General features: G+C 59.3%; 5 protein-coding genes and 1 tRNA gene. All 6 read right to left on the reverse strand.

Annotated features, from left to right (window positions below; all coding sequences use genetic code 11):
• Positions 1-336: transcription termination/antitermination factor NusG (locus tag JSS34_08730; GenBank protein ID MBS0186381.1), on the reverse strand; the 336-nt coding region annotated here is incomplete at its 3' end.
• A gap of 10 nt (positions 337-346) precedes the next feature.
• Entirely contained in the window at positions 347-604 is a 258-nt protein-coding gene (gene secE, locus JSS34_08735; GenBank protein ID MBS0186382.1) for a preprotein translocase subunit SecE, read from the reverse strand.
• A 64-nt stretch (positions 605-668) separates the two neighbouring features.
• Positions 669-743: transfer RNA gene (locus JSS34_08740), tRNA-Trp, on the reverse strand.
• 31 nt (positions 744-774) lie between these two features.
• Positions 775-924 carry a 50S ribosomal protein L33 gene (gene rpmG, locus JSS34_08745; protein ID MBS0186383.1) on the reverse strand — a complete coding sequence of 50 codons (150 nt, stop codon included), beginning with the start codon at positions 922-924 and terminating at the stop codon, positions 775-777.
• Positions 925-936: 12 nt separating this feature from the next.
• Positions 937-2,124: an elongation factor Tu gene (tuf, locus tag JSS34_08750; GenBank protein MBS0186384.1), complete on the reverse strand. Its 1,188-nt coding sequence runs from the start codon at positions 2,122-2,124 to the stop codon at positions 937-939.
• 14 nt (positions 2,125-2,138) lie between these two features.
• Positions 2,139-2,526 (reverse strand): elongation factor G (gene fusA / locus JSS34_08755; protein ID MBS0186385.1); only part of this gene is annotated, 388 nt, incomplete at its 5' end.

The raw sequence follows: 2,526 nt of genomic DNA on the forward strand, positions 1-2,526 counted from the left end.
GAGCTGGTCGCTCATCTCCATCTCCACCAGAACATAGCCGGGATAAAGCAGGCGCTTGCTGGTGATTTTCTTGCCGTTCCTCAGTTCCACCACTTCTTCGGTGGGAATGAGAAGCTGTCCGATCTTGTCGGCGAAGCCAAATGCCTGTGCGCGGCTGCGCAGAGAATCGGCGACTTTCTGCTCGAATCCCGAATAGGTATGGATGATGAACCAATTCTTCGTGGAGGGCTCGGCGGCGGCCGGCGCCGCTTCCGCGACGGGACTCTCGGAGCCGGCGGCCTGATCGTCCACGGCGTGCTCGGCGGATTCGCCGTTTATGATCTGTTCGTCTTCCATGAATGAGCCCCTACTGCTTGGTAAGCGCGTTGAACAGCCGCGTGATCGTTTGATTTACAATCGCGTCAACGACAAAAAAATAGGCCGCGAAAGCAAAGACGGAGAGAATCACCACCACAGTTGTGCTCTGAACCTGATGCCGGTTTGGCCAGGAGACGAGGCGCATTTCCGCGCGTAGCTCTTCCACGTAGTTTTTTACGCGCACGGGCCACCCCATTGCGCGCTGGCCAAAACTGGCTGGTTCTTCGTTCGCTTTTGCGATTGCCATGAATGCTTCTTTCTCTCTCGTCGAGCGGGCTCTCGCCGGGCAGGGCCAAACCCACAAAAAAGTTTGGCAGGGGCGGAGGGATTCGAACCCCCACTCGCGGTTTTGGAGACCGCTGGTCTGCCGTTAAACCTACGCCCCTTCGGCTTCCTCTGACTGCGCCTAACCCGATTCTACTTGATTTCCTTGTGCGGCTGGTGCTTGCGGCAGAACGGGCAAAACTTCTTCAGCTCAATGCGTTCCGTCGTGGTTTTCTTATTCTTGGTGTTGCTGTAATTCTTCCGCTTGCACTCGCCACACTGCAAGGTAATGATTTCCCGCATAGTACCTTCCTGTTAGGACAGAATTTCCGTAACCGTGCCGGCGCCCACGGTGCGTCCGCCTTCGCGTATCGCAAACCGCAAGCCCTTGTCCATGGCCACCGGCGTGATCAGATCCACTTCCAGCGTCACGTTGTCTCCCGGCATCACCATCTCCATCCCCTCCGGCAACTGCGCCACTCCCGTCACATCCGTCGTCCGGAAGTAGAACTGCGGCCGGTATCCCTTGAAGAACGGCGTGTGCCGCCCTCCCTCTTCCTTGCTCAGCACGTAAACCTCGGCCTTGAACTTGCTAAAAGGCTTGATCGACCCCGGCTTCGCGATCACCTGTCCCCGCTCCACGTCGTTCTTTTCAATCCCGCGCAGCAGCAGCCCCACGTTGTCTCCGGCGCGCCCTTCGTCCAACAACTTCTTGAACATTTCCACGCCCGTCACCACCGTCTTCCGCGTCGCCCGGAATCCGACGATCTCCATTTCCTCGCCTACCTTGCAGATCCCGTTCTCGATGCGCCCCGTCACTACCGTCCCGCGCCCCTGGATCGAGAAGATATCCTCAATCGGCATCAGGAATGGCTTCGACACCGGCCGCTCCGGCAGCGGTACATACGTGTCCACCTTGTCCATCAACTCGTCGATCGCCTTCTCCCACTTCTCTTCCCCGTTCAACGCTCCCAGCGCGCTCACCCGCACCACCGGCAGATCGTCCCCAGGGAACTGATACTTCGACAGCAACTCCCGCACTTCCAGCTCCACCAGCTCCAGAAGCTCCGCGTCGTCCACCATGTCCACTTTGTTCAGCGCCACCACGATCGACGGCACTCCCACCTGCCTCGCCAGCAGAATGTGCTCCCGCGTCTGCGGCATCGGTCCGTCGGTCGCCGCCACCACCAGGATCGCCCCGTCCATCTGCGCCGCCCCGGTGATCATGTTCTTGATGTAGTCCGCGTGTCCCGGACAATCCACGTGCGCGTAATGCCGCTTCGCCGTCTCGTACTCCACGTGCGATACCGCGATCGTGATCCCTCGCGCCTTCTCTTCCGGCGCGTTGTCGATCGAATCGAAGCTCCGGAACGAGTTCTTCGGATTGTGCTTGGCCAGCACCTTTGTGATGGCCGCCGTCAGCGTCGTCTTCCCGTGATCGATGTGCCCGATCGTCCCGATGTTTACGTGCGGCTTGCTGCGATCAAATTTCTCTTTTGCCATGGGATTTGTCTCTCCTACTTGGTAACTTTGCCCTGCACCTTCGCCACGATCTCTTCGGCGATGTTCTTCGGCACTTCCTCATACTGCCCGAAGTGCATGGTGAAACTTCCGCGGCCCTGCGTGCGCGAGCGGATCTCGGTCGCATAGCCAAACATGTCCGACAGCGGCACCATCGCCTTGATCAGGTGCGTGCCACCCCGAATTTCCGTGCCCTCCAGGCGCCCGCGGCGCGAAATCAGATCGCCGTTTACCGGCCCCATGTATTCATCGGGCACCACGACTTCCACCCGCATCACGGGCTCAAGAAGCACCGGCTTCGCCTTGCGGCAGGCTTCCTTCAGGCAGATGGAGCTGCAGATCTTGAACGCCATTTCCGACGAATCGACGTCGTGGTAAGCGCCG

This window comes from Pseudomonadota bacterium (assembly GCA_018242545.1).
Lineage (GTDB): Bacteria > Pseudomonadota > Alphaproteobacteria > 16-39-46 > 16-39-46 > 16-39-46.

Coding starts and splice junctions, on each gene's coding strand:
- secE (MBS0186382.1), bottom strand. CDS start 604: ATGGCAATCGCAAAAGCGAACGAAGAACCAGCCAGTTTTGGCCAGCGC.
- rpmG (MBS0186383.1), bottom strand. CDS start 924: ATGCGGGAAATCATTACCTTGCAGTGTGGCGAGTGCAAGCGGAAGAAT.
- tuf (MBS0186384.1), bottom strand. CDS start 2,124: ATGGCAAAAGAGAAATTTGATCGCAGCAAGCCGCACGTAAACATCGGG.